The organism is Halarcobacter bivalviorum, from assembly GCF_003346815.1.
Classification (GTDB): domain Bacteria; phylum Campylobacterota; class Campylobacteria; order Campylobacterales; family Arcobacteraceae; genus Halarcobacter; species Halarcobacter bivalviorum.
On the sequence record NZ_CP031217.1, the window covers coordinates 1,143,670 to 1,170,234 of the forward strand.

Genomic DNA, 26,565 nt, shown 5'->3' on the forward strand with positions numbered 1-26,565 from the left:
TAATGGATATCTTTATAGCTAAATATTAAGGAATATTTTTGAATTACTCTCATATCGAAGATTCTTATTATAAAGATCTTTTTGACAATTCTCCTCTGCCAATGTTTTTGATAGATAATGGATTAATTGTCGAAGCAAATAATGCAATGATAGAAATATTTAAAGTAAATTCAAAAGAAGATATTTATAAACTACATCCTTATCAATTATCTCCTAAAGAACAACCAGATGGTAGTAATTCAGAAAAGAAAGCAAACTCTTTATTAAAAGAGTGTTTAGAAGAAGGATTTATTCAATTTGAATGGTTACATAAAGATTTAGAAGGAAAAGAGTTTTTAGTAGAAATTACTTTAAAAACTGTAACTATTAAACAAAAGCAGATGCTTTTTACTACTTTTAGAAGTATTGAAAAAGAAAAAGCATATGAGCTAAATTTAGAAAAACAAAATGAAAAATTAAAAAATAAAAATAAGTATTTTAAAGAGATAAATAGAATCTTAAAAACTGACCATCAATGGGAACAATTAATTGACAAAATCTTTTTACTTGAAGAGTTTAGAAAAGCATTAGATGAAAGTTCTATTGTTTCTAAAACTGATAAAAGAGGTATTATTACTTATGTAAATGATAACTTTTGTGAAATCTCAGGATATAGAAGAGAAGAGTTAATAGGTCAAAGTCATAATATTATTAGACATCCAAATACAAAAAAAGAGTTCTTTAAAACTCTTTGGCGAAAAGTTATGAATAAAGAAGTTTTCAAAGGTGTTATTGAAAACAAAAAGAAAAATGGAGATTCATACTTTGTAGATACTACTATTGTTCCTATTTTAGATAAAAATGATGAAATAGTTGAGTTTATTGGAATTAGAAATGACCTTACAGAAGTTTTTGAAAAAGATAAAGTAATTTATGAGCAGTTTACTGATGATTTAACTTCCTTACCAAATAGACAAAGATTATTAGATGATATTAAGAAGTTTATAAAACCAAAATTAGCTTTAATAAACATAGATAGATTTAAAGATATTAATGATGCATATGGCTTTGAAGTAGGGGATGAAATTCTTAAAACTCTTTCAAAAAGATTAATTAAATATCGTTCAACTAATCTAAAAGTATATAGACTTTCTGGTGATGTTTTTGCATTATTAGCATTTGGTAATTTATCTGAAGAAGAGTTATTAAAAACTACAGACACAATTATACATAACCCTTTAATTCAAAAATATAAAATAGCTGAATATGAGTTTGATATTTCATATAGTGTAGGTTTAGCAGGAGAGGGAGAAAAACTTTTAACTCAAGCAGAAGTTGCATTACAATGGGCTAAGCAAATCCATAAAGATATAGTTATATTTGATGAAAATATGCCTATTTATAAAGATTTAAAAGAGAATATTGAATTAACAAAACAGATTAAAAAAGCAATAGAAAATGACAAAATTTTAATATATGGGCAAAAGATTATTAATAATCTTACAGGTGAGTTTAAATATGAAACTTTGATGAGATTAGAGTTAGAAGATGGAACTATTGTATCTCCTTTTAAATTTTTAAATCATGCAAAAAAAGCAAGACTTTACCCTCTGATGACAAAAGCAGTAATAGAAAAAGCGTGTAACTATTTTAAAGATAAAGATTTTGAATTTTCTATTAACCTTATGATTGAAGATTTAAAAGATAAAAAAACAATTGATTATTTAATTGAAAAACTAAAAGAGACAAATACTGCAAATAGAGTAATTCTTGAAATCGTTGAATCTGAAGGGATTGATAGATTTGATGAAGTAAGACAATTTATTCAAAAAGTTCATAAACTTGGTTGTAAAGTTGCAATTGATGATTTTGGAACAGGATACTCTAACTTTGAATATATTATTAAATTAAAAGTTGATATTTTAAAAATAGATGGTTCTTTAATTAAAAATATTCATATTAATGATAATTTAAAACTAACTGTATCAACAATAGTTAATTTTGCTAAGGTTTTAAATATTCAAACTGTTGCAGAATTTATTCATAATGAAGAGGTTGATAATATTGTTAAATCCCTAAAAATAGACTACTCTCAAGGCTTTTATCACCACGAACCTGAATTACTGAACTAATTTTTTATTTAAATTTTTATTTTATTACTTTTGTGATATTATTTATTAGTAAACTTTTATTATTAAATAGTATTTCAGGAGAATACATGAAAAACTTAACAATAAAATTAAAGCTTGTAATTATAGCTTTAGTATCTACCTTTGGATTTCTTTTAACGGCATTTTTTATAAATAAAATAATCTATGATTTTCATATCTTAGCTGAGAGTCAACTTCTAGTTGAAAGACTAAGTTCAAACTCTTATGAATTAAGAAAACATGAAAAAGACTTTTTAGCTAGAAAAGATTTGAAATATAGAGATAGTTTTATAAAAACTGTTAAAGATTTAGAATCAAATGAAAAAACACTTATTGAGGATTTAATAAAAGAAGATATCTCAACTTCTGATGTAGAAAAATTTTTAACTTATGTAAAAGAGTATGAATCAATATTTTTAGAGCTTGTTACAGTTCAACAAGAAATTGGACTAAACCCTAAAGATGGTCTTTATGGTAGTTTAAGAGCTTCAGTACATAAAGTACAAGAGAGTGCAAAAGAAGCAAATAATACAGAGCTATTAGCAATTGTTTATGATTTAAGAAAACAAGAAAAAGACTTCATGTTAAGAAGAGATTTAAAATATGTTGAAAACTTTAAAAAGAAAATTGATGCTTTAATAAACTCTTCTTTGATGACAGAAGAGAGAGTTACCGCTCTTAAAGTTTATAAAAGAGATTTTTTAGCTTTAGTTGAAGCAGAAGTTAAAAAAGGCTTAACTTCAAATGATGGTGTTATGAAAACTATGAGAGAAACCATTCAAAAAACAGAAAAAATGCATGCAAAGATGATTACTGACATTTTAACTGCAATTGAAGATAAGTTTGCAAAAATTAAGATTATGATTTTTACATTAATTATCATCTCTATTCTTTTAGTTCTATTTTTTAGTTATTACATTAGTAATGGATTAAATAAAAGTATTTTAGAGTTTCAAACAGGTTTAGAAAACTTCTTTAAATATTTAAATAAAGAGACAGATTCAATTGAGTTATTAAAAAATGATTCAAAAGATGAAGTTGGAACTATGTCTAAAGTAATCAATCAAAATATTAAAAACATTGAGAAAGAGCTTGAAAATGAAAAGAGTGCAATAACTCAAGTTGTTGATGTGATGACTGAGTTTGAAAAAGGTGACTTATCTCAAAGAATAAATGTTAACACTTCAAATAAAGGTTTAAATGAACTTATCAGTGTTGTAAATAAAATGGGAGCAACATTAGAGAGTAATATTAATAAAGTTTTAGATGTATTAGAGAGCTTCTCAAATTATGATTATAGAGCAAAAGTTAGTATTGATGGAATTAAAGCACATCTAGAAAAATTATCAATTGGAGTAAATAATTTAGGAGATTCTACAACTAAAATGTTACAAGATAATAAAAGAAATGGACTTATTTTACAAAGTTCTTCATCTTTATTATTATCAAATGTTAATAATCTAAATAATGCTTCAAATACGGCGGCAGCTTCATTAGAAGAGACAGCAGCAGCCTTAGAAGAGATTACTTCTACAGTTAATAATAATTCTGAAAAAATGCACCAAATGTCAACCTTAGCAAGTGATGTAACTTCTTCTGTTTCTACAGGAGAGAGATTAGCAAATAAAACTACTGCTTCAATGGATGAAATAAATGATAAAGTTACAGCAATTAATGAAGCAATTACAGTAATTGACCAAATAGCTTTTCAAACAAATATTCTTTCACTAAATGCAGCAGTAGAAGCAGCAACAGCAGGAGAAGCCGGAAGAGGGTTTGCAGTTGTTGCACAAGAAGTAAGAAATCTTGCAAGTAGATCTGCTGAAGCTGCTAAAGAAATAAAAGATTTAGTTGAAGATGCAAATATAAAAGCAAATGAAGGTAAAACAATCTCAAATGAGATGATAAATGGTTATTCTCAATTAAATAGTAATATCTCTAAAACAATTGAATTAATCAATGAAGTTTCATCTGCTTCAAAAGAGCAACAAGTTGGAATTTCTCAAATCAATGATGCCGTTAACTCTTTAGATAAACAGACACAAGAGAATGCTTCTGTTGCTTCTCAGACATATGAAATTGCAACTCAAACTACAAAAATCTCAGAAGAGATTGTAGAAGATGCAGATAAAAAAGAGTTTGATGGAAAAGATAGTATAAATATTGATTCTATTAAAAAAGGTAGAAAAGAGAATAAAACTTCTGAAAAGGAAGTATCAACTCCTAAAACAGTTACTGTAAAACAATTAAAAACAGAAATAAAAAATAAGACAATTACTGCAAATAATACAAATGATGACCAATGGGAAAGCTTTTAAGCTTTTCCATAAAATATTATAAACTTACATTATAAAAATCTCTAACTCTATTTATAGCTTACTTTAGGTATAATCGCCCAAAAATAAGAACAAAAAGGTTAATTTATGGTTCAAGTAGTAAATCTTAAAAAAGCATTCGGACCTAGAGTGTTATTTCAAGATATTAATTTAAAATTAGATCAAGGGAAAAGATATGGTCTTATTGGTGCAAATGGTGCTGGTAAATCTACTTTTCTTAAAATCCTTTCTGGAGAAGAAGATGCTACAGAAGGTGAGATTCAAATTCAAAATGGTAAAAAAGTTGGAACATTAAGCCAAAACCAATTTGCTTATGAAGGGTATACTCTTTTTGATACGGTTTTATTAGGAAATAAAAGATTATATAATGCCATCAAAGAGAAAGAAGAATTATATATGAGTCCAGAATTTACTGATGAAGTAAATAATAGACTTGCAGAGTTAGAGATTATTTGTGTTGAAGAAGACCCAACTTATGAGTATGATGTAAAGATTACTAAAATCTTAGAAGATTTAGGTTTTCCTTCTTCTGAACATCAAAACTTAATGTCTTCATTAACAGGTGGAGATAAATTCAAGGTTTTATTAGCACAAGTTTTATATCCAAAACCAGATGTATTATTCCTAGATGAGCCTACGAATAACTTAGATATTGAAACAATTGGTTGGTTAGAGAATCAGTTACAACACCATGATGGTACAATGGTTGTAATCTCTCACGATAGACACTTCTTAAATGCAGTTTGTACACATATCTTAGATGTTGACTATAAACAAATTAGAGAGTTTACAGGTACTTATGATGATTGGTATATTGCTTCAACAGTATTAGCTAAACAAAAACAAGCTGATATGAATAAAAAGCAAAAAGAGAAAGAAGAATTAGAAAAATTCATCGCTAGATTCTCAGCAAATGCTTCTAAAGCAAAACAAGCAACATCAAGACAAAAGCAATTAGATAAGTTAGATATTGGAGCAATTGAGATTTCAAGTAGAAGAGACCCTTCTATTATCTTTAGACAAAAAAGAGAAGTTGGTAAAGAGTTATTAACAGTTAAAGGAATTTGCAAATCTTATGATGGTCAAACAGTACTAAATGATATCTCTTTCTTAGTTGAAAAAGGTGACAAAATTGCTTTAATAGGTCCAAATGGTATTGGTAAAACAACTCTTTGTGAAATCCTTGTTGGAAATGTACAAGCTGATGCTGGTGAAGTTCACTGGGGTGCAACTATCCAAAATGGTTATTTCCCTCAAAATGCAACTGATATTATTAAAGGTGATATGACTTTATATGATTGGTTAAGAAGTTTTGATAGAGATGCTGATATTAATGAAATCAGAAACTGTCTTGGAAGAATGTTATTCAATGGTCAAGAGCAAGAGAAAAAAGTTGAGTCTTGTTCAGGGGGAGAAAAACATAGAATGTGGTTATCTAAAATTATGTTAGAACAACCAAACTTTATGGTACTTGATGAGCCAACAAACCACTTAGACCTTGAAGCTATTATTGCACTTGGAGAGGGATTATTAGAGTATCCAGGATCTGTGATTTGTGTTTCTCACGATAGGGAATTACTTGATGCTTATGCAAATAGAATTATTGAGATTCAACCAGATGGTTCTATTGTAGATTTCAAAGGTTCTTATGAGGAATATATTGAGTCAAAAGGAGCATAAGCTTCTTTTGATTTAAGATTTTAATTAATGATGTTTAGAGTGTCTTGAAGACATTCTAATTTCTCTTCTTTTTATAGCGTCGTTATATCTTCTTTTTTCATCTTCTGTTGTAGGTTCTAATTTTGGCACAGGTAGTGGACTACCTTTCTCATCGACTGCAACCATAGTAAAATAACAAACATTCGTATTTTTAAGTGTATGGTCTTTAATATCTTCTGAAATAACTTTAATACCAATTTCCATTGAAGTTCTTCCTGTATAGTTTACAGAAGCATGGAAAGTAACTAATGAACCAATTTTAATAGGGTCTTTAAATAAAACCATATCTACAGATAGAGTTACAACATATGTACCACAATATCTTGCAGCACAGGCATAAGCTACATGATCAAGCATTTTTAAAATCTCTCCACCATGAACTGTATTTCCTGTGAAATTTGCTTTGTCTGGTGTCATAAGCATTGTCATTGTTAATGATTTATCTATTTTATTACTCATCGTATAGCCCTTAATATTTTTCTAATTTTATTATATGTAATAAAAGAGAAAAATTAAGACATATTTATAAATTTTTCTTATCATATATTAAAAGCTATATAAAAAAGTAACATATTGTTTTTCTAAAAACTCACTAAAACTCTTATCTTGTGATACTTTTTGAATACTTTTCACAGTTATAATACTTTTTATAAAGAAAGGATTTTCTATGAAAAAAATAGCTTTTTTATTGTTTATATTTGCCATTAGTACTTTTGCAAAGGAGATTACGTTAGGTGTGGTTCCTCAACAAAGCCCTTTAAAACTCTCTAAAAAATGGAATCAAATTACAAAGTATTTACAAGAAGAGACAGGAATAAATATTGTATTTAAAACTGAAAAATCTATACCAGATTTTGAAAGAGTATTATATTCTGGTGCTTATGACATAGCGTATATGAATCCATACCATTTTATTGTTGCAAATAAAGAACAAAAGTATCAAGCTTTTACAAGAGCAGATAAAAATATAGAGGGAATCTTACTTAGTAAAGATAAAAATTTTAGTTTAGATGCAACTTACTTAGAGGGTAAAACTTTTTTGTTTCCTGCTCCAAATGCTTTTGCAGCAACACTTCTAACAAAATTTGAGTTTAGAACTTTATATAACTTTGATATTGACAAAAAGGCAAAAGTTTTATATGTAAATTCACATGATTCTGTATATAAAGGTGTAGCAAGAGGTGTTGGGGATATTGGAGGAGGAATTGTTAGAACTTATAATAATTTCCAAGATAAAAATGATAAAGATAAAATCTTTATTGTTTATAAAACAAAAGCTTATCCAAGTCATCCTATTGCTGCACATCCAAGATTAGATAATGAAGTAGTTTTAAAATTACAAAAGGCATTTTTAAATATGCCAGATGAGTTAAAAAAGATATTAAGTATAAAAAACTTTATTATTACAGATTCAAAAGAGTATGAAGTAATAAAAAAAGTAAAAGCAAACTAAAAAAGAGTCGAAATGTCATTTAAATATAGATTTATTGTATCTTTTGTACTGTTAGAAGTTTTTTTTATAATTTTAATTGTTTCAATTAATTTTATTGCCATAAATAACTCTTCTAATAAACTTATTAAAGAACAAATTGAATCTAATTTAACTTTTTTAAATGAGATGCTCAAAGTACCTTTAAGTATATATGATTTAGCAACTATTGATAATCTACTTTATAAAACAAAACAGTTACACCATGTAAATTCTATTGCTGTTTTAGATACAAATGGAAAACTTCTTTCAGAAAATTATAGTTTCAAACATTTTACTTTAAATGAATTAATCAAATATCAAAAAAGTTTTAATCATGAGTTTGCTGATGAGAATTATGAGATTAGATATAAAAAAATAGAAGAAGATGAGACTTTTTTAGGTAGTTTATATGTAGTATTTGATACTTCTGAAAATAGATTATTTATTAAACAAAATATGAGAAATACTATTGCTATTATTATTGTTGAAATTCTTCTTTCTACTTTATTATCTTATTTAATTGGTTCAAAATTAACAAGAATGCTTACTAATTTATCTACTGTAGCAGAAGAGATTGGAGAGACTAAAATAGCAGATATTCCTTATAAAAATAGTAAAGATGAAATAGGGATTCTTGCTAACTCTTTAAATAAAATGCAACATGATTTAAAAGCAAGAAGAGAGAGTTTAAATAGCCTAACAAAAGATTTACAAGAGCAAAAAGAAGAATTGCTTATTGCAAATAAATCAAAAGATATTTTTTTAGCTAATATGAGTCATGAACTAAAAACACCCCTAAACTCAATAAATATTATTAGTTCAGTTATGTCTAAAAATAAAAATAAAAATCTTAGTGAAAAAGATATTTATAATTTAAAAGTAATTAATAAATGCGGACATGATCTACTTTATTTAATAAATGATGTCTTAGATATTTCTAAATTAGAAGCAAGAGAATTGACTCTAAATAAAGAGAATGTAGATTTAAAATTTTTAATAAGAGATATTTATGAAACTTTTAATCCTCAAGTTGTAAATAAAAAACTTCAACTTTTTGTAGAGTATGATGAATCTATAACTTTTATATATAGTGATAAAACAAGAATAAAACAAATTGTTGAAAATCTATTAAGTAATGCTTTGAAATTTACTTCAAAAGGAAAAATTACATTACTTGTAAAAGATAGAAATAAATTTGTTGAATTAATTGTAAAGGATGAAGGAATAGGAATAAAAAAAGAGAAGTTAGATGATATCTTTGATAGGTTTAAACAAGCTGATGAAAGTACTACAAGAAAATATGGTGGAACAGGTTTAGGTTTATCAATTTGTAAAGAGTTAAGTACTCTTCTTGGAGGAGATATAAAAGTTGAAAGTATTTTTAATAAAGGTACAACTTTTAGGGTATTTATTGCAAAAAATGAAGAAGAATTAGAGAATAAAAAGAGTTTTATAGAAAAGAAAACGCAGAGTAAAACTATTCTTTTTTTAAATAAAAATCCTATTCATCTATTTAAGACAATTATTGAGCTTAATAAAACTATAGAAATAGAACAAGTCTCAACAATAAAAGATTATAAAAATAGAATTTTAAATAAGGAGTATGTTTTATATATTCTTGATGTAGATAAAAATGATTTAAATGAAATTAAAAAATTAAATAATAAAAATGTTGTACTACTAATTAGAAAAGAGCTAATAGATACTGAGATATTGAATAAATTTATTATTATTGATAAATCTTTAGATAGTACGGAGATTTGCAAACTTATAAAGGATAAGTTATGAAAAACTTTACAATTTTAATTCTTGATGATATTCAAGAGAATATTTACTCTTTAAGACTTTTACTTGAAGATAGTTTTGAAAATATAGAAATATTAGAAGCCTTAAGTGTTCAAGAAGCTTTACTTCATATAATGAAAAATGATATTGATTTAATTTTAAGTGATATTCAAATGCCTGGAATTGATGGCTTTGAATTTGTGAAATATCTTTCTGAAGTTGAATCAACTAAGGATATTCCAATTATGTTAATAACTGGAATCTATAATGACATAGAACATCAAAAAAAAGCTTATGGAAGTTCTTCTAAAGTAATAGATTTTATAGCAAAGCCTATAGATGATGAAATTTTTTGTTCTAAATTAAGAGTCTATTTAAATCTTTTTTCTGAAAATAAAAAACATAAACAAGATTTACAAGAAAAAGATAAGTTATATCTAGAACAAATTAAAATAAATAGTATGATAGAGGAATTAGATACAAACTATAAAGATTTATTAGATTTAGATGAGTGCTTAGTTGATTTACATAATTTAGTTAATAAGGATTTCAAAAAAGATAAGAGTGAGTAGAAATGATTAAATCATTTCTATCATCTCTTCTTCTGTTATGGCAGAAACACCTAACTCAATAGCTTTATCATATTTGCTTCCTGCATCTTCTCCATAAATAAGAAAGTCAGTCTTTTTTGATACAGATGAACTAACTTTTGCACCTAAAGCTTCAAGCTCCTTTTTAATAAGACCTCTACTTCTACTCATAGTTCCAGTTAAAACAACAGTTTTACCTTTAAAAGCATTTTCTAAAACTTCTTGTTTTACTTCTACTTCTGGATTTATAATATCAATTAGTTTTGTAACTAACTCTTTATTTACTCCCATAAAATCAACAAAAGATTTAGCCATCTGCTCTCCAATACCATCAAGGGCAATTAAAGAGTCTAAATCAATATTTATAACTTCTAAACCAAACTCTAAGCAGATTTGCTTAGAAGCTACTTCTCCAATATGCTCAATTCCTAAAGCATTTATAACTCTATGTAGAGTTGTTCCTTTTGTTTTTTCAATCGCATTTAATAAATTTGATATTTTCTTCTCTTTAAAGCCTTCTAAATCTTGTAAATCCTCATATTTTAAAGAGTATAAATCTAAAATATCATAAATCTTTTTTTCATTTACAAGTAGTTCTACAATCTTGTTTCCTAAACCATCAATATTCATACAGTTTTTAGATGCAAAATAGATAATAGAGTTTGTAACAATACTTGGACAATCAAGGTTTTGGCACTTAATTAAAGTTCCTTCATCATGAAGGAGACTATCACATTTTGGACAATTTGTTGGTCTTAAAACTTTCTCTTGTGTTCCGTCACGTCTTTCATGAAATACCTTTGTAATCTTTGGAATAATATCTCCACTTTTGATAATAATAACTTCATCATTGATTCTTAAATCAAGTCTTTCTATTTCATCATAGTTGTGTAAAGAGGCTCTTTCAACCATACTTCCATCTATATGTGTAGGTTCTACAACGGCAACAGGAGTAATAACTCCGGTACGTCCAACTTGTTGGATAATATCTTTTATTTTTGTTGTTTTTTCTACTGCTGGAAATTTATATGCACAAGACCATCTTGGAAACTTAACTGTATATCCTAACTCTTCTTGTGTCTCTATATCATCAATTTTTACAACCATCCCATCAAGCATCATAGGAATATCATCTCTTGAAGCAATTATCTCATGGTAAACTTTTTCAATACCCTCTACATCATTTACAACAACTTGCATTGGAGGTTTTACAAAGCCTAAAGAGTAGATATAATCCATCTTTTCAGAGATTCTTTTAAACTCTAAAGAGTTTTGTCCTACTCCCCAAACATTGAAAAATAGTTTTCTCGAAGCTGTAATAGAAGGGTCTAATTGTCTTAAGCTTCCTGATGCTGCATTTCTTGGATTTGCAAAAAGTTGTTCATTATTTTTAGCTCTTTGTTCATTGATTTTTTCAAAATCAGCTTTTTTGATAACAACTTCACCTCTTATTTCTAAAAGAGACTTTTCTTTTATCTGTAGTGGAATAGAGTGTATTGTTTTAACATTGTTTGTTACATCTTCACCAACACTTCCATCTCCTCTAGTAATAGCTTGTTTTAAAACACCATTTTCATAAATAAGATTTAATGAAGCTCCATCAAATTTTGGTTCACACATAAACTCTAAATTTGTATTTACTTTTTTTGCTCTGTTTATCCAGTCAATTAACTCTTCTGTATTAAATACATCCTCTTGAGACCACATTCTTGAAAGATGACTTGCTTTTTGAAATCCTTCTAGAATCATACCTCCAACTCTTTTGTTTGGAGAGTTTGGGTGGGAATTTTGTGGGTAAGTTTGCTCATAGGCTAAACAAGTTCTTGCTAACTTATCATACTCTTCATCACTTGCTTGAGGATTGTCTTCTACATAATAAGCATGAGCCCATGAAATAAGTGTTTGTATATTTTTGTCATACTCTTCTTGTGTAATTAATTCTTCCATATTTTTTATACCTTTTGTAATATATCAACTCTAAATGGTTTTAAAAATGTGATTTCTTTATCACTAAAACTTTCATATTTATCTTTAACTTTTTGTCTTAAAGTTTCATCTATATTATTATCATTATAAGTTGTTTTCATCATCTTTTCTTCAAAATCTTCAAAACTTTTATATGTAACTTCACTTTGAAAGAAAACTTCTCTAAAAAGTTTAAACTCTTCTTTTTCTACTGCATTTTTTATAGCTTCAAAGGCATTAATTCTTACTTGCTCTTCATCATGAAATAGTCTTATAAGTTCATTTTGCTCACCTTGAAAAAGAGGCTCAGAAATATAAGCAATACCATTTGGTTTTAAAACTCTTTTTATCTCACTTAATGCTTTATTCATCATATCTTTTGGAACATGATGAAATGATTTAAACATAAAAACAAAGTCAATAGAGTTATCTTCTAGGGGAATATTTTCTGCTCCTGCAAGAAGAAATTTTATATTTTCTATTTGTTCTTTTAGATTTTTTTCATGCTGAATTTTATCTACTTCACAAGCAATGATTTGCCTATCAAAACCATTTTCTGCAATTTTTTTTGTCATTGTGGCATTTCCACAACCAAGCTCTAATATTTTTTTATTATTTAAGTTAAGAGTCTCTATTAAATAAATCTCTTCAATAGTTTGAGTAATATTGTTTTCTAATAACTTCAAGTAAATCCTTTTGAAAACTCTATTATACAAAAAGAACATATGTAAAAGAATAAACACATGGCTATTTTGTTAAAATAACTTATCAAAATAAGGGAGTATATAAAATTGACATACGAAGAGATTTTTATTTTAGGTTGGAACTTAAACCTTTTAATGTTTTTGACAAACCTAGCACTTGCAATTAGAACCATGAATCAAAAATCAAGAGAACAGTTACTTCAAGAAAATGAAGTATTATCAGAGTTAAAAGCTGAATTTGATTTTTATTACCCTTATAGGAAATATGAGACTTTAGTTACTTATCTTATTCCTTTTACTGCATTTTTTAGAATGAGTTATAGAATTTTTGAAATGTTATCATTCTTCTCTAAAAATAAAGGAACAACTTTAATTGATTATATGATTTATAAATATAGAAATGATATTCAATTAGCAAAAAATAAGATTAAATAACTATACTTTTTACTCATTTTTTTATCTTTTATTTTAGATAAATAATAAATGTAATCGCCATGTAACCATTGGAAGATAAGATGTCACCTTAAAAAATAATATGAGGGACAACTTAATGCACAATATCTCTTTAAAAAATAAGATCTTACTTATTTTAGCACTTCCAATTTTTACTATTATTTTTCTTTCTGTAGATATCTCACTTAGTAAATTAGAAGAAAAAAATGCAATGATTAATACAAAAAATTATTTAGAGTTATCAATTCTTTCTAATAAACTGTTAAGTTCTATACAAGAAGAGAGAGAAATCAGTTTAATTTTTACAACAAGTTATGGAAAAACAAAAAAAAATGAATTAAAAACTGTAAGAAATGAGAGTAATGAGAGAATTTCTGCTTTAGATGAATATATTAAAAACTTTGATACTTCTAAATACTCAAATGATATAAATACAAAAATAGATAATTTAAAAAAACAACTATCTTTAATAAATGATACAAGAAATAAAATAGATTCTATTTCTATAAGTGATGAGGATTTATTAATCTATTATACTTCAATAGTAGATACAATTTTATCTTTTATGGATGAAATCTTAAGTTATAGTAATGATGGAATCTTATCAAAAAAACTTCAAGCTTATATCTCAATTGCAAATATTATTGAAAAAGCAACTCTAGAAAGAAGAGTAGTAAGAGAAGTTTTTGAAAAAGGGCAACTTACAAATGAAGATTATTATACTTTTACTTCTTCTGTAGCAGCTCAACAAACTTTTTTAGAATTGTTTAAAAAAGTAGCTACAAGTGAACAATTAGAGTTGTTAGAAAAAATGTCTACTTGTGAAGAGTGTAAACAAGTAGAAAACTTTAGAGATATAATTTATAACAAAAGTACAAAAGACCAAATAATCTCAGATATTCAGACTTATTCAGGATATGGAGGTTTAATCCACAATTTTAAAGATTATGTTTTAAGTGGAGAAGATAAATATTTAAATAATATTCAAAAATTTCATACTTCAATCTCTAGAAATCTAAATAAATATAGAAGAATAGCTGGTATAACAAAAGAGGAAAAAAGATTTTTAAAAGATATTAAAAGAATTTTTGATGCTTATTTAGGAAATTCTTTAGAAGTAATGGATGCTTACTCTTTAAATAAAAGCATAAAAGAGATTAACTCTTTAATTCAAGTAGATGATACTGAAGCAATACAAGCCTTACAACAACTTAGTTCAAATATGTATGGAGTTGATTCTAATAAATGGTTTTTAGTATCTACAAATAGAATTGATTATTTTAACTCTTTATCAAATAGTTTAGCCGTAAAAATAAAAAACTATATTGATGAAAAAAACTCTAGTTTAAATAAAGATTTTATAATGATGGTTTCATTTAATATTATTATGTTAGTGATAGTTTTTGCAATAAGTCTTTTTATGACAAGAGTAATAGTAAATTCACTAAAAAGCTTTAAAGCAGGACTTGAAGACTTCTTTATGTATGTTATTAGAGAAAAAGAACATATTCAAGCTATGGAAGTAAAAGGTAGTGATGAGTTTGCTTTAATGACAAAAGATATGAATGAAAAAATCCAAAAGATAGAGGCTTCAATAGAACAAGATAAAAAAGTTGTAGTAGAAATTAGTGATGTTATGGGAAAAGTTTCAAATGGGTTTTTTGAGTATAAAGTTCATGAAGTAGCTGCAACAAATGAGGTTGAATCTTTAAAACAAATTATCAATAAAATGATTACTTACACAAAACAAAAAGTAAATAATATAAATAAAGTATTAGACCATTATGCCATGGGTAAATATAACTTTAGACTAAGTGAAGAAGAAAAAATAGGAATGTATGGAGACTTTGGTACTTTATCAACTGGTTCTGTTCTTTTAGGACAATCGACTTCTCAACTTATAGCAATGATTACAAATGCAGGAAAAGAGTTAGAACACAATACTAAAACTCTTACTCAATCTTCAAAAATGCTTTCAGGAAGTGCAAATGAACAAGCTTCAAGTTTAGAGCAAACAGCAGCAGCAATAGAAGAAATTACAAGTAATATGCAATCAAGTTCAAATGATGTAAGTAAGATGTTAACCATCGCAAGTGAATTAAATAGTAGTGCAAATACAGGAAATGAACTTGCAAATAAAACCTCATACTCAATGGATGAAATAAATGAAAAAGTAAGTGCTATAAGTGAAGCAATTTCTGTTATTGACCAAATTGCTTTCCAAACAAACATCCTTTCACTAAATGCAGCAGTTGAAGCTGCAACAGCAGGAGAAGCTGGAAAAGGCTTTGCCGTTGTTGCAGGAGAAGTAAGAAACTTAGCAAATAGGTCAGCAGAAGCTGCAAATGAGATTAAAAAACTTGTAGAAGATGCAAGTATAAAATCAAATGAAGGTAAAACAATTGCAAATGAGATGATTCAAGGATATGATAGTCTTGCAAATAAAATCTCTCAAACAAGAGAGATTATAAATAATGTAAGTACTGCAATCAAAGAGCAAGAAAGTGGAATGGTTCAAATAAATAATGCAATAAATCTACTTGATCAAATGACGCAAAAAAATGCAACAACCTCTTCAAATATTGATAATCTTTCAAAGCAAGTTGCTTCTTTATCTAGAAGATTATTAGGAATTACTTCTCAAGCTCAAATCGATGATAAATATTATGATATGGTTGATGATATCTCTTTAATTCAAGAGGTTTCAAAATATAAAAATGACCATATCAATTTCAAAAGAAAATATTTTGATGATTTAGATGAGTTTAAAACTTGTACAGTTTCAGATTGTAAGTCTTGTAATTTAGGAAAATGGGTTCTAACTTGTGAAACAGAAAATAGAGATTATGTAAATTCAAAAGAGTGGCAAGTATTAAAAAATAAACATGAATTAGTACATAATAAAGTACAAGACTATATAAATCTAAATGCTTCAAGAGTTGATAATAAAACTCTTAAAAACTCAGCTTCAGAAATAGAAGAGGCTACAACTGAGGTCTTTAATTCTTTAAATGATATTTTAAAAGTAAATACATACCTACTTAGACAATAGATTATTTTAAAATAAAAAATCTATTGTTATATATTACGTAAACTTATTATAGTATTATAAGTAAAACTAATAATTTTTTAATAAAACTTTAAATATAAGAGTGGTAAAGTTCTTCAATTAAAGGATAAATTTTATCTTTTAATATTTATTATCTTAAATGAAAGGATAAAAAATGGCTTGCGATACAGGAGTTAAAGCAATAGAAGAAACTTCTAAAACTATAAAAGAAGAAAATAATATTCATGAGGAGAAAAAACAAATGAGTTCAAGTTTAGTATTAAGAAAAGCACCAGCATTTAAAATGGAAGCATATGATTCAAAATCAGGTCACTACACTGAAGTAAATAGTGAAGATATGAAAGGTAAATGGCATGTTGTATGTTTTTATCCAGCAGATTTTACATTTGTTTGCCCAACAGAAATTGCAGCAATGAATGCTAAATATGATGAGTTTCAAGAGTTAGGTGTAGAAATTACTGCTGTATCAACAGATACAAAATTTTCTCATAAAAGATTTGTTGAGACTGAACCAATTTTAAAAGGGTTAAAACTTACAATTGCAGCAGATCCTACTGGAGAAGTTAGTAGAGCATATGGTGTAATGATTGAAGAAGAGGGTGTTGCATTAAGAGGTAGATTTTTAATCAATCCTGAAGGAACAGTCGTAGCACAAGAAGTACAAGCTCCAATGGTAGGAAGAAATGTACATGAATTTTTAAGACAAGTTAGAGCTTGGCAACATGCAGAAAAAACTGGTGAAGTTTGTCCTGCAGGATGGGTTCCTGGTAAAAAAACACTTCCTGTAAATACAGATGTTGAAAAGATGACAGGTAGAGTTGGTGATTATATTACAATTGAAGAGATTATGTCTTAATTTAATAATACTTTAAAAAGAGTTAGTTTAACTAACTCTTTTATATGTTTGATAATTGCGGTCATTAATGATAAGTTACTAACAATTGACCGCAACTATGAAGCTTAATTTAATAAAAAATACTTATGCAACTAAGTTGCATTTAAATAGTTTTAACTTATAATTCCTAAAATGCAACTAAGTTGCAAAAAAAGGATAAATTTTGAAGAAATCAATAATCTTTTTCTTCTTATTAAGTGTCATTTCATATGCAAATAATAGTAGTATTTCTTATGAGTATGGAGTTAAAGACTATAAAAATTCTATGACAAAAAAAGATGGAAATGTTAAAACTGTAGGTATTTCACACAAGGTGTCAAATCATAAAATTGATTTATCTTATCAAGGGGATAATGTTATTAGAGAGCATTCTCTTTCAAAAGTAAACTTGAAATCTTTAGATGTAGAAAAATATAGTATTAAATATAACTATAAAATAAATGACTCTTTTGCTTTAAAAACTAGCTATATAAAAATTATAGATAATCTAGCACCAACAGACCAAGGTAAAGTATATGGTTTAGGTGGAACTTATCAGTTCTCAAAAGGTTTAAGTACTTCATTAAGTGCATACAAAAGTGATTATAAAGATTTTGATGTAAAGCAATATGATTTTGCTATTTCAAAAGGTTTTAAAATAAAAGATATCAAATTAAAAGCAACTGCTCTTGCTAAAAAGATTGATATTGATGGTAAAACTTATGGAAACTATGTATTTAAAGACAAAGACTATTTTACTACTGGTATAAAGTTTGCAGCAAGCTATCAAAGTTATGTAGCTGGTGTTGGCGCTTTTTTTGGAAAGAGAATTTTTACAGTTTTAGATGATGGAACAAAGGTACAACATCATGCTATGCAACAAGATAAAACCTATATGCTAAGTTTTGGTAAGAAATTTAAGAACTTTGATATTATTGCTAAGTATTCATTTCAAAATGGGAAAGAACTTCCTGAGAATAGAGATGATGTAGATACTAAAGTAATGGCATTATCTTTGATGTATAAATTTTAACTTTTAAGTTAATCATTTAAAAGTATTTACGCTACAATCGATACCTATAAACATATTAAGGTATTTTAATGGCACTAATTGAAAAGTTTAAAACATCATCACAAAACTTGGTAAATATCACAAAAGAACAATTTGATAAATCTTATGATTATGCCAAAATAAAAAGTGATAGTGTAAAAGAAAAAATAGATTTTAAAATACAAGAAAAAGCAATAATCAATTTAAAAGCTGAACTTGCAATGAGACATAAGTCATTTGATGATTATACAGATGAAGAGATTGAAGTAATGCTAACAGCCCAAAAACAAAAAATTAAAGATACTATGAAAAATACAACCTTAGTTGGAGCATTAGCATTACTTGGCCTTGATTTTTTGGTGTAATGTATGTTTAGACAAGTTAAATCAGCAATATTTTGGACACTTGTATATAAGTTTAGAAAGCGACTTACCCTTGTAGTGTTACTACTTTCAACTGTATTGTTATCTCAGTGGATATATGCAGATATTATAGAGTATTTGAAGTTGACTGAAAAAACTCAATATCTAAATTATATTCTTCCTATAAAATGGTTTGTAATTTTACTAAATATAGGTGTATCAGCATATATATTATTAACACTTTTTAAACAAAACAATACTGTTTTAAAAGAAGTAGAAGAAAAACCAGAAAAGCAGAAAATTTATAAAGAAACTAAACAAAAAAGTAACTCAAAATTTTCTGATAGAGAAAAAAAGTTTTTAAATAAAAAACTTAGAAGTGAAGCAGAAGTTTTAATGGATAGATAAACTATCTTAAAAACTACTCTTCTACCTTTTTAAATTTTGAGTAAAACTCTTCTTTGCTTCTTACAAACTTGTACTCACAATCATCAGTTGTATATAAAACACCTTCTACCCAAACATCATCGATTTGGATTTTAACCTTATCTTCTAAAACATAGTAGTTATTACCTTTGTAGGTATATTTATTGTTCATCAATTTAGCCTTGTAATTTTTCTAAGTGGAATTTTAGCATAAGAGCTTTTTTAATGTGTTTATATGAGATAAATAAAATAATTAACTTAGATATTAAGTGTGACGAGCTTGTGACAAAAAGAGAGTATAATATATTAAATAATTTTGAAGGACTGATAATGATAGTGTCTAATACAGTAACTCAAGTAAATACTTATGCTCAACAAAGTACAACTACAAAAAAAGAACAAAGCTCAAATTTTGAAAAAGAGTTAGAGCATAAGGATAATATAGAAGCCCAAAAAGCTAAAACAGAAGAAATACAGTTTAAGAAGATAGATAGAATGTCATATAATTTTATTAAAAATCTAGATATTAAAAAAATTGATGAGATATATAGTGATTTATCTGAAGATGAAGTTAATAAATTAGCAAATTTACATCATATCTCAAACATGAGTGATAATGAAGTTTTAAATAAAACATTATTTGAAGAAGCTAAGAAAATGTCACCTAAAGAAGCTGGTAGCTTTTATTTTCAAAAAGCAAGTGAGCAGTATCATTATAAAACTACAGGAACAGGTCAAAGGTTTGTAGTAAATTCAAATATGTTTAGTCAAGGAACGGATGGAAAATTTGAATTAAATGAAAATATGAAGAAACTTATACCTTCTGAATATAAACTTTCTCATAATGAAGCTTTTAATATGTTACTTAATATGATAAATAGTTCAGAAGAAGGTATTGAAAATGCAAAAACTGATGAAGTTAGAAAGCAGTTTGAAGAAGTCAAGTATGAATATACAGATATTTTAAATAAATACAATCAACAAATAAGAATCAATATGAATACACCAAATATTCATGCTTAAAAGTAAAAGGTAAAACTACCTTTTACTTCTACTATTTTTTAGGATAAGTCATCTCTTCTGGTTTAACATATTTTTCAAACTCTTCTTCACTTAAAAGTTTTAACTTAATAGCTTCTTCTTTTAATGTTGTTCCATTTTTATGAGCTGTTTTAGCTATAAGTGCAGCATTTTCATATCCAATATATGGATTAAGAGCTGTTACTAACATCAATGAATCATTTAGATATTTTTCTATGTTTTTCTTATTTGGCTCAATCCCTACAGCACACTTATCATTAAAGGCAAGCATAGTATCACTTAGAAGTTTTATTGATTGTAAAATGTTATATGCAATCACAGGCTTAAATACATTTAGTTCAAAGTTTCCTTGTGATGCACTAACTGAGACAGTTGTGTGATTTCCCATCACTTGAACAGCAACCATAGTCATAGCTTCACTTTGAGTAGGGTTTACTTTTCCTGGCATAATAGAACTTCCTGGTTCATTTTCAGGAATATTAAGCTCACCAATTCCACATCTAGGACCAGAAGCTAACCATCTAATATCATTTGCTATTTTCATAAGATTTGAAGCAAGAGCATTTAAAGCTCCACTTAATACAACTTCTCCATCATGGGCAGTTAAGGCATGAAATTTGTTTGGATGAGATTTAAATTTATATTTTGTTTTTGTCTGTTTATTTAAAACTTTACAAACCATTTGTGAAAACTCTGGATGAGAGTTAAGTCCTGTTCCAACAGCTGTTCCACCAATTGCTAGTTCACAAATATATTTCATACTATCATTAATTTGTTCTAAAGCTTTATTTAACATATCAACATAGGCACTTAATTCTTGTCCTAAAGTAAGTGGAGTTGCATCTTGTAAGTGAGTTCTTCCTATTTTTACTATATTGTTAAATTTTTTACTTTTTTTCTTAAAAGTTTTTCGTAAGATTTTAATAGCTGGGATTAGCTGTTTTTGTAGTTCAAGTACAAAAGAGATTCTCATTGCAGTAGGGTAGGTGTCATTTGAACTTTGCCCCTTGTTTACATCATCATTTGGATGAACAAGTTTCTCTTTTCTAAAATCACTTCCTAAAATTTCAGTAGCTCTGTTTGCAATTACTTCATTCATATTCATATTTGATTGAGTTCCAGAACCTGTTTGCCAAACTACAAGAGGAAAGTTTCCTTCAAGTTTTTTTTCAATAACTTCATCGCAAGCTTCTTTTATAGCTTCACATTTCTTTTTATCAAGTCTTTCAAGCTTATAATTAACTATTGCACAAGCTTTTTTTAAAAAGCTAAAACCTTCAATTATTTCACTTGGCATCGTTTCATTTCCAATTGGAAAATTCTCAATACTTCTTTGAGTTTGTGCAGCCCAATATTTATCATTTGGTACTTGCATCTCTCCCATTGTATCTTTTTCAATTCTATAATTTTTCATCTACAATCCTTTTTCAAGATAAAGTAATTATATCATAGATTATCATTTAATTTTAATAATTAGTATCAAAAAAGATATAAAAAAAAAGAGAAGAGTTACAAAGTGAAGTAAACTTCACTTTGTAATTAAAATTAGATAGCTCTCCATTTAGCTGGTCCAGTTGTGTGAATTGAGTTACCCTCAGTATCAACAGCAACAGTAACAGGCATATCTTTTACTTCAAATTCGTAAATAGCTTCCATTCCCATCTCTTCAAATGCTAAGATTTTAGCACCTTTAATTGATTGAGAAATTAAATATGCTGCTCCACCAGTAGCAATAAGGTACATTGATTTATACTTTTTAATTAAATCAATAGTTGGTTGCTTTCTTTCAGCTTTACCAATCATACCCATGATACCGATTTCCATCATATCTTCAGTAAATTTATCCATTCTTGTAGAAGTTGTTGGTCCCGCAGGTCCTACTACTTCATCTCTTACTGGATCAACTGGTCCAACATAGTAGATAAATCTATCTTTTAAATCAACACCATTTGGAAGTGGTTTACCAGCATTTTTGTACTCAACGATTTTTTTGTGAGCAGCATCTCTTGCTGTTAAGATTTTTCCAGATAATAATAGAGTATCTCCAGATTTAAACTCTTGAAGTTTCTCTTTTGTTAAATCTTCAATATTTACTTTTTTGATTGTATCCATTGGTAATTCAATATCTGGCCATAGGTCTAAATCAGGTTTATTGAATGTAGCAGCACCATTTCCATCTAATTCAAAATGGATATGTCTAGTTGCAGCACAGTTAGGAATCATCGCAACTGGTAAAGAAGCAGCGTGACATGGGTAATCTAAGATTTTAACATCAAGTACAGTTGTTAAACCACCTAAACCTTGTGCTCCAATACCAATTTTATTAATATCTTCATAAAGTTTTAATCTTAACTCTTCTAAAGCATTTTGAGGCCCTCTTTCTTTTAACTCATGGATATCAACATGCCCCATTAAAGCTTCTTTTGCAAGTAGCATTGATTTTTCTGGATTTCCACCAATACCAATACCTAAGATACCTGGAGGACACCATCCAGCTCCCATATTTCTTACATTTTCCATAACCCAGTCATAAATAGAGTCAGATGGATTTAATACAGCAAATTTAGATTTGTTTTCACTTCCTCCACCTTTTGCTGCAACTGTAATATCAAGTTTATCAGAGTTTGCATCTACAGAGTAGTGAATTACTGCTGGAGTATTATTTTTAGTATTTTTTCTCTCTCCTGCAGGATCAGATACAACAGAGAATCTTAATGTGTTATCTGGGTCAGTATAACCTTTAGCAACACCATCATTTAAAATATCTTCTAAATCTCTAGAGATGTCTAGGTCAGCTTTTAAACCAACTTTGATGAAAATATTTACAGAACCAGTATCTTGACATAATGGTCTATGTCCCATTGCACACATTTTAGAGTTAATTAAAATTTGTCCAATTGCATTTTTAGCTGATTCAGACTGCTCTTTCTCATAAGCTTCTACCATTCCTTTTACGAAATCTTCTGGATGGTAAAAAGAGATGTATTGACAGGCATCAGCAATACTATCGATAATATCTTTTTCAGTAATTTTTCCCATTTTCTCAAAACCTTTTCATTAAAATTTAAAATTGATTATATCTAATAAGAGTTTATTAAAAAGAATAATTAAATGGGAAAAAAGTTTTTAAGAGTCTTAGAAGTTACTCATATTCACAAATCATTTGTTTATATTTAATTTTATAATAGTTTTAACACCTTTGTACTCTTCCTCATCATAATTATATGAAGCATTATACATTTCTATTGTTCCATGCATATGTTTTACTATAATCTCCTGACTCATATAAAGTCCAATACCAGTTCCTTGTGATTGATTTTTAGTAGTAAAATAAGGTTCAAAAACATGTTCTAAAATTTCTTCTTCAATTCCACCTGCATTATCTGTTATTTCTATAAATAGTTGTTCTTCTTTTTCAAAAGTTTTAATAAAGATTAGTTTTCTAGTATTGTTAGGCATTTTTATTAATTCATCTCTTGAATTATTTAAGACATTTATTAATACTTGAACTAATTCAGTTTGAATACCATAAATCTCTGTGTTTCCAATCTCTTTGAAAACTTCAATATTATGGTTTTTAAACTGTACTTTTATTAAGTTAAAAGTATTTTCAAAGGCTTCATCAATACTGAACTCTTTTTTTGTTTTATTACTTGTAAAAAAGTTTCTAAAATCATCAATAGTTTTAGATAAATATTGTGTTGATTGATTTATATATTCTAAATTATCATTAAACTCTTTATCACTTAAATCTCCAATCTCTCTTTTTAATTTCATTCCTGTTGCAGCTGTAGAGATTAAAGAAAGAGGTTGTCTCCATTGGTGAGCAATATTACCTATCATTGTTCCAATAGCAGCCATCTTTGATTGTTGAGCTAAAATATTTTGTTGATGAGTGATCTCTTCTAAATGCTCTTTTATCTGTTCTTGATACTGCTTAAATCTTGTTTCTAAATATTTTGAAATCTTAATTGAAAGAACAAGTAAGATAGTTGTAAAAGATAAAGATAAAATTAAAAGTCTATATAAATCATCTTCAAATCTTTTATCAAGTACTTTTCTTTGAGCTTCAACTTTTTTATTTAAGTCATCTTCATAGAAACCTACACCTAAGGCCCATTGCCAATTTTGTAAACCTTTTATATAGCTAGTTTTTTTTGCGAATTGATTTGTCTCCGGTCTAATATGTTCATAACTTAAAAAACCATTACCTTCTTTTTTAGCTATGCTAATTATGTCTTCAATAATTTTATAGGTTTTTTTATCATATATTTCTAAAGCATTTTCACCTATTAAAGCTTTATTCTTATGAGCTAAGTAAGTTGAATCATAATCTATAATAAATATATAATCATTATTTTGAAATTGTTGATTTTGAATATGTCTTAATACATCTTCTTTCATATCATTTTCAAAATCTTCTATATATTCTCCTGTTCCTATATACCAATTATAAGGCTCAAACTTTTTATTAAAACCAATTTTTTCATACTGGTTCTTCATATCTTTGGGTTTATGGTACCACCATCTTAAGAAACTTTCATCTTCTTTTTCTAAACTTTTTATAATATTTCTTGTTAAATATTTATTTTGACCATCTTGAAAATTATAGAAGCTTGTCCCTTCTAATTGTTTTGCTACAGGTAATAAGATACATTCATAATCGAAAGAATAGATAAAAAAGTATCCTCTTCCATTGTTAAATCTAATAGTTCTTAAAGCATCTTTTATCATTTTTGAAACAACTTCTTTTCCTAGATGTTTGTTTTCATTATAAATATTCATTGCAATACTATGTGCTTCATTAACTCTTTTTTTAAGATTATTTTTTAGTTTTACTTCTGTTGTTTTTTGTTCTTCTAAGATAAAGTTATAGATTGAATCAACTTGATTCTTTATGTCATTTTTATTTTTTTGAATAAACTCTTTTTCAATTAATGCTTTCTCTTCTGCAAAAGCACTATTGTAATTTATATATAAAGTAAGAGAGATAATAATAGATAAGGATAAAATAAAAAGAATAGGTCCATATTTAATTATATTTAAAATAGTTAGTTCATTTTTATTATTCATTTTCTACCTTTTAGAAATGAAATTATATCTTAATAATTTGAAATTAAAGAGTAATTAAAATGTAGCAAATAATAAATAATATTAAAAATAATTGTTAAAAGGAGTAAGAATTATTTTCAAAATTCTTACTCTTTTTATATTAAAATTTGTCTGCTATTTCTTTAACAATTTTTCCAATTTTTTTAATTGAATTTATCTCAACTGATTCTTTATTTGAATGAGGATTAAAAATATTTGGACCTATAGAAGCTATTTTCATATGAGGAAATTTATCTTTAAAAATAGCACATTCTAAGCCAGCATGAATTGCTTCTAAAGAAGCATTTAAATCATAAGTTTTATATATATTTAGAACCTCATTTGTAAACTCATTTACATCAGGTTTCCAAGCTGGATATTTTCCAGCAGTTTTAACTTCAAAACCAAAATGCTCTAATAAAGAGGCAGTCTCTTTTTTTATAGTTTCTAAGTTTTTATTATCCATTGACCTTGCACTAAGTTCTACTTCTATTGAATCAATATTTGTTTTGATTTTAGCTAGATTTATAGAGTCTAAAACTACATTTAAATTATTATCATAAGCTCTTACTCCATTTGCAAATGTATAAATAAAAGTAGTAATATCACTACTCCAAATATTTAAATGTTCACTTTTAGTATCACATTTATTTATACAAATAAATTCTTCATCAAAATTAGTTGGATAATCCTTAAAGGCTACTATCGCTTTAACATTAACTGGGATTGAATTTATTCTCTCTCCTGCATTTATGTCTAATAATAACCCTCCATTTTCTTTTACAAGTTTTCCAAATAGTTTAATTGCATTTGGTCTATTTTCATGGATATTTACCCCACTATGACCTCCTGGAAGTTTTGAAATTTCTATTTCATATAGTTCATAATTATCACTATTTTTTATAATTTTTTTGCCATAATGTTTACCAAAGATATCAACTCCACCTGCACATCCAATACAGATTTCTCCTTCCTCTTCACTATCAATATTTAGCATATATTTTGCATTTAAATTATGCTCTAAATTGTTTGCTCCAATTAGTCCAATCTCTTCATCACTTGTAAATAAAAACTCACAATCATACCCTTGTGACATTAGACTTAACATATAAGAACAACCAATTCCATTGTCTGCTCCAAGGGTAGAATTTTCTGCTTTAAAAAAACCATTTTCTTCAACTATTTTTGGAATATTATTATCAATTAAACAAACAATATCATAATGATTTTGAAAACATAAAGTTGCTTTTGAATCTCTTTTTTTACATAAAATATTGTTGTAATTATCTATTAAACATTCGTACTCATATTTAGAAGAAAACCCTTTAATATAAGAGATAAAATCTTCATAATTTCCACTACATCTATTTAAGGCAGTTATCTCTTTAAAAATCTCTATAACATTCTGCATTAAAATTTACCTTTTTTATTTGGATTATAGCAAATTGTATTAAATTTTACATAAGAAAAAAAGCATGATTTTAAGCTATTTATAAAG

19 protein-coding genes and 2 pseudogenes are annotated in these 26,565 nt (G+C 26.9%); 13 read left to right on the forward strand and 8 right to left on the reverse strand.

Going from position 1 to position 26,565, the window contains the following annotated elements; all coding sequences use genetic code 11:
• Positions 1-38 precede the first annotated feature (38 nt).
• The 3 genes and pseudogenes from ABIV_RS05845 (at position 39) to ABIV_RS05855 (ending at position 6,145) form a co-directional block, all read left to right on the forward strand.
• The gene (locus ABIV_RS05845) at positions 39-2,111 is read left to right on the forward strand and encodes an EAL domain-containing protein (RefSeq protein WP_114838970.1); all 2,073 of its coding nucleotides are present in this window, start codon (positions 39-41) and stop codon (positions 2,109-2,111) included.
• 1,526 nt (positions 2,112-3,637) lie between these two features.
• Positions 3,638-4,447, forward strand: a pseudogene (locus ABIV_RS13785) (methyl-accepting chemotaxis protein); the annotation flags it as partial.
• 105 nt (positions 4,448-4,552) lie between these two features.
• Complete coding sequence (locus tag ABIV_RS05855) at positions 4,553-6,145, forward strand: ABC-F family ATP-binding cassette domain-containing protein (RefSeq protein WP_114838972.1); 1,593 nt, start codon at positions 4,553-4,555, stop codon at positions 6,143-6,145.
• A 24-nt stretch (positions 6,146-6,169) separates the two neighbouring features.
• Here ABIV_RS05855 and ABIV_RS05860 read toward each other — a convergent pair whose 3' ends face one another.
• The gene (locus tag ABIV_RS05860) at positions 6,170-6,643 is read right to left on the reverse strand and encodes an acyl-CoA thioesterase (RefSeq protein ID WP_114838973.1); all 474 of its coding nucleotides are present in this window, start codon (positions 6,641-6,643) and stop codon (positions 6,170-6,172) included.
• 208 nt (positions 6,644-6,851) lie between these two features.
• Between ABIV_RS05860 and ABIV_RS05865 the strand changes: the two genes are divergently transcribed.
• The 3 genes from ABIV_RS05865 to ABIV_RS05875 are packed head-to-tail and all read left to right on the forward strand — an operon-like array spanning position 6,852 to position 10,012.
• Complete coding sequence (locus ABIV_RS05865; protein ID WP_114838974.1) at positions 6,852-7,637, forward strand: phosphate/phosphite/phosphonate ABC transporter substrate-binding protein; 786 nt, start codon at positions 6,852-6,854, stop codon at positions 7,635-7,637.
• A 12-nt stretch (positions 7,638-7,649) separates the two neighbouring features.
• On the forward strand, positions 7,650-9,443 hold the full coding sequence (locus tag ABIV_RS05870; protein ID WP_114838975.1) for a sensor histidine kinase: 1,794 nt from the start codon (positions 7,650-7,652) through the stop codon (positions 9,441-9,443).
• Positions 9,440-10,012, forward strand: coding sequence for a response regulator (locus tag ABIV_RS05875; RefSeq protein ID WP_114838976.1), 573 nt, complete (start codon positions 9,440-9,442; stop codon positions 10,010-10,012). The genes ABIV_RS05870 and ABIV_RS05875 overlap by 4 nt, the downstream gene beginning before the upstream one ends.
• Before the next feature lie 6 nt (positions 10,013-10,018).
• On the opposite strand, the gene ligA is transcribed toward ABIV_RS05875, so the two are convergent.
• Both ligA and ABIV_RS05885 read right to left on the reverse strand, forming a co-directional pair.
• Positions 10,019-11,965, reverse strand: a complete 1,947-nt coding sequence (ligA, locus tag ABIV_RS05880; protein WP_114840463.1) for an NAD-dependent DNA ligase LigA — start codon at positions 11,963-11,965, stop codon at positions 10,019-10,021.
• Between the two features lie 17 nt (positions 11,966-11,982).
• Entirely contained in the window at positions 11,983-12,720 is a 738-nt protein-coding gene (locus tag ABIV_RS05885; protein WP_228254356.1) for a class I SAM-dependent methyltransferase, read from the reverse strand.
• Positions 12,721-12,786: 66 nt separating this feature from the next.
• On the opposite strand from ABIV_RS05885, the gene ABIV_RS05890 reads away from it, so the two are divergent.
• From ABIV_RS05890 to ABIV_RS05915, 6 genes and pseudogenes are all read left to right on the forward strand, one after another.
• Positions 12,787-13,134 carry a hypothetical protein gene (locus ABIV_RS05890; protein WP_114838978.1) on the forward strand — a complete coding sequence of 116 codons (348 nt, stop codon included), beginning with the start codon at positions 12,787-12,789 and terminating at the stop codon, positions 13,132-13,134.
• A 115-nt stretch (positions 13,135-13,249) separates the two neighbouring features.
• Positions 13,250-15,643 (forward strand): annotated as a pseudogene (locus tag ABIV_RS05895) (methyl-accepting chemotaxis protein); the annotation flags it as partial.
• Positions 15,644-16,376: 733 nt separating this feature from the next.
• Positions 16,377-17,078 carry a peroxiredoxin gene (locus tag ABIV_RS05900; protein ID WP_114838980.1) on the forward strand — a complete coding sequence of 234 codons (702 nt, stop codon included), beginning with the start codon at positions 16,377-16,379 and terminating at the stop codon, positions 17,076-17,078.
• A 202-nt stretch (positions 17,079-17,280) separates the two neighbouring features.
• Positions 17,281-18,129 carry a hypothetical protein gene (locus ABIV_RS05905; protein ID WP_114838981.1) on the forward strand — a complete coding sequence of 283 codons (849 nt, stop codon included), beginning with the start codon at positions 17,281-17,283 and terminating at the stop codon, positions 18,127-18,129.
• A gap of 68 nt (positions 18,130-18,197) precedes the next feature.
• Positions 18,198-18,512, forward strand: coding sequence for a hypothetical protein (locus ABIV_RS05910; protein ID WP_114838982.1), 315 nt, complete (start codon positions 18,198-18,200; stop codon positions 18,510-18,512).
• Positions 18,513-18,515: 3 nt separating this feature from the next.
• Positions 18,516-18,917, forward strand: coding sequence for a hypothetical protein (locus ABIV_RS05915; protein ID WP_114838983.1), 402 nt, complete (start codon positions 18,516-18,518; stop codon positions 18,915-18,917).
• Positions 18,918-18,930: 13 nt separating this feature from the next.
• Here the strand turns inward: ABIV_RS05915 and ABIV_RS05920 are convergent, their stop codons facing one another.
• On the reverse strand, positions 18,931-19,107 hold the full coding sequence (locus ABIV_RS05920; protein WP_114838984.1) for a DUF1653 domain-containing protein: 177 nt from the start codon (positions 19,105-19,107) through the stop codon (positions 18,931-18,933).
• Between the two features lie 158 nt (positions 19,108-19,265).
• Between ABIV_RS05920 and ABIV_RS05925 the strand changes: the two genes are divergently transcribed.
• The gene (locus ABIV_RS05925) at positions 19,266-19,958 is read left to right on the forward strand and encodes a hypothetical protein (protein WP_129088492.1); all 693 of its coding nucleotides are present in this window, start codon (positions 19,266-19,268) and stop codon (positions 19,956-19,958) included.
• A gap of 31 nt (positions 19,959-19,989) precedes the next feature.
• Here the strand turns inward: ABIV_RS05925 and fumC are convergent, their stop codons facing one another.
• From fumC to ABIV_RS05945, 4 genes are all read right to left on the reverse strand, one after another.
• A complete protein-coding gene (gene fumC, locus ABIV_RS05930) occupies positions 19,990-21,390 on the reverse strand; it encodes a class II fumarate hydratase (protein ID WP_114838986.1) in 1,401 nt (466 codons plus the stop codon).
• A gap of 131 nt (positions 21,391-21,521) precedes the next feature.
• A complete protein-coding gene (locus ABIV_RS05935) occupies positions 21,522-23,015 on the reverse strand; it encodes a fumarate hydratase (RefSeq protein ID WP_114838987.1) in 1,494 nt (497 codons plus the stop codon).
• 120 nt (positions 23,016-23,135) lie between these two features.
• Positions 23,136-25,049, reverse strand: coding sequence for a sensor histidine kinase (locus tag ABIV_RS05940; protein ID WP_114838988.1), 1,914 nt, complete (start codon positions 25,047-25,049; stop codon positions 23,136-23,138).
• Between the two features lie 139 nt (positions 25,050-25,188).
• Positions 25,189-26,478 (reverse strand): M20/M25/M40 family metallo-hydrolase, encoded by a 1,290-nt coding sequence (locus ABIV_RS05945; protein ID WP_114838989.1) that lies wholly within the window; start codon positions 26,476-26,478, stop codon positions 25,189-25,191.
• Positions 26,479-26,565: the final 87 nt, after the last annotated feature.